Below are 2,337 nucleotides of genomic sequence, written 5' to 3'. Positions count from 1 at the left end.
TGTAGACATTTCTGTGTTCCAAGGTGAACGTAAAATGGCACAGCAAAACAAATTGTTGGGTAACTTCCAATTGGGCGACATTCCACCTGCTCCACGTGGTGTGCCACAAATTGAAGTATCGTTCGACATCAATGCTGACGGTATCTTAAAAGTATCGGCTAAAGATAAGAGCACTGGTAAAGAGCAATCTATCCAGATTAAAGCAAACTCAGGTTTGTCTGATGCTGAAATCGAAGCAATGATCAAAGACGCGAAGCAAATGCTGAAGAAGATCGTAAGTTCGAAGAACTTGCGAAAGCACGTAACGAAGCGGATGCATTGGTATCTTCTGCTCAAAAAGCAGTGAAAGACCTAGGCGAGCAAGTAACAAGCGATGAAAAAACTGCTGTTGAAACTGCAGTCGCTGAGCTTGAAACTTCGACGAAAGAAAATGATGTAGAAGACATTAAAGCGAAAACTGAAGCTTTACAAAACATCATTATGCCGATCACACAACGTGCTTATGAAGCGGCGCAAGGTCAAGGCGGTGCTGAAGGTTTCGACCCAAATGCATTCGGCGGTGATGCTGGTCAACAACAAAAAGCGGACGATGGCGTTGTAGATGCTGAGTTCACTGAAGTGAAAGATGACAAAAAATAATTTGTCTCTTTAATAAAAACCGCGCGAAAGCGCGGTTTTTTATTACCTAAATCACGTTGTGTCGTATTCCACTTTTACATTAGCTGATAAAAAATTTAGAACTTAACCACCAATGAAAACTTTACAGTTGGGACTCATCGTCCTCATTACAACCTTCGGTTCTGCATGTACCACAATAAGCCCTTCCGTAGAAACAGCTAAAAATCACCAGCAACAAAGTGCGCAGCAGCAGATCCAACAAGCCTTCGATCAACTCCAAACCACGGGGGTGATTGTCATTAAGGATCAGCATGACTTACACAGCTACGGCAATGACCTAAGCCGTGCTCAGACACCGTATGTGCCCGCTTCTACCTTTAAAATGCTGAATGCCTTAATCGGACTAGAGCATGACAAGGCAACCATTAACGAGGTATTTAAATGGGATGGTCAAAAGCGTAGCTTTCCTGCATGGGAAAAAGACATGACTTTAGGGCAAGCCATGCAGGCATCTGCCGTTCCAGTTTATCAGGAGCTAGCACGGCGCATTGGTCTAGACCTGATGCAAAAAGAAGTGCAACGCATTGGATATGGCAATCAACAGATTGGCACCGTTGTCGATAACTTTTGGTTAGTCGGCCCACTGCAAATTACGCCTGTCCAAGAAGTCCTTTTTGTCGAAAAGCTGGCAAATAAAAAGCTTGCATTTAAACCAGAAGTGCAACAGGCGGTACAAGACATGCTACTGATTGAACAGAAACCGAATTATAAACTTTATGCAAAATCAGGTTGGGGCATGGACATAGAACCGCAAGTTGGTTGGTGGACAGGCTGGGTAGAATATCCCGATCGTGAAAAGGTCTATTTCTCTTTAAATATGCACATGAAAACGGGAATTCCAGCCAGCGTACGTGAGCAACTGGTTAAACAAAGCTTGACTACATTGGGTCTAATTTAAAGCCCTTAATCTGACGCATTTTTATTTAGCAATCATCCTTTTTAAGCTAAAGTAGTTAAAAACAACGATCTATGAATAAAATATGCGTCTCATTGTATTGTTTGCTCTACTTGGCTTTTTAGGGATGATTTTTTATCAAAATCTGCAACATCCTCAACTTCGGCTCAATCCATTGTTAGATCGCATCACCCACCCTTTCGATCAACGTATTCGCTATCGGATTGCAGAAGTTGACCCTCGTTTTAACCTAAGTGAAGTAGAACTGAAACAGATCAGCCAACAAGCCACTGATATTTGGAAACAAGGTCTCGGAAAAGATTATTTTGTTTATGACCCTGATGCTCGACTCAGTATTCATCTCATTTATGATCAAAGACAAGATGAATCACTACAACGCCGTGATCAACTGTCTAAACTCACGCAAAATGAAGCCATATCAGCCAAAAGAATAGTGAACTCAAAGCGATGCAAGAAAATCTCGCACGTCACGAAATCGCTTTAAATATGCAACAACGCAGTCTACAAGAACTCAACCAAAACTATAACGCTATGATCCACCAGTACAATCAATATGGTGGCGTGCCTGTCGCACAACAGCCTGCGGTACAACAAAGTTTAGCGCGACTTCGTGAACAGCAAAACTTTTTAGAACAACAAATTGCAAGCTTTAACACGCGTGTTAACGAATATAATCAAAGAGTGAATGAACTCAATCGCTTAGATCAAGGCCTTAATCTTGCGATTGATCAGTTTAATCAGCG

Annotated in this window: 2 protein-coding genes and 2 pseudogenes; all 4 read left to right on the top strand. The window is 42.0% G+C overall.

Features of this window, described 5'->3' with window-relative positions; all coding sequences use genetic code 11:
- Positions 1-34 precede the first annotated feature (34 nt).
- Positions 35-639: pseudogene (locus HYG93_RS19055) on the top strand (Hsp70 family protein).
- Positions 640-751: 112 nt separating this feature from the next.
- Positions 752-1,576: an OXA-211 family carbapenem-hydrolyzing class D beta-lactamase gene (blaOXA, locus tag HYG93_RS19050; protein WP_119065036.1), complete on the top strand. Its 825-nt coding sequence runs from the start codon at positions 752-754 to the stop codon at positions 1,574-1,576.
- A gap of 82 nt (positions 1,577-1,658) precedes the next feature.
- Positions 1,659-2,078 (top strand): hypothetical protein, encoded by a 420-nt coding sequence (locus tag HYG93_RS19580; protein ID WP_256733502.1) that lies wholly within the window; start codon positions 1,659-1,661, stop codon positions 2,076-2,078.
- Positions 2,042-2,337 (top strand): annotated as a pseudogene (locus HYG93_RS19575) (matrixin); the annotation flags it as partial. The gene HYG93_RS19580 and the pseudogene HYG93_RS19575, both read left to right, overlap by 37 nt.

The organism is Acinetobacter sp. SwsAc6, from assembly GCF_013391565.1.
GTDB lineage: Bacteria > Pseudomonadota > Gammaproteobacteria > Pseudomonadales > Moraxellaceae > Acinetobacter > Acinetobacter cumulans.
This window is presented reverse-complemented; position numbering and strand designations above follow the sequence as displayed.

Bases quoted from the DNA above. Each gene is read 5' to 3' on its own strand.
- blaOXA (WP_119065036.1), top strand. From the start codon at position 752: ATGAAAACTTTACAGTTGGGACTCATCGTCCTCATTACAACCTTCGGT.
- HYG93_RS19580 (WP_256733502.1), top strand. From the start codon at position 1,659: ATGCGTCTCATTGTATTGTTTGCTCTACTTGGCTTTTTAGGGATGATT.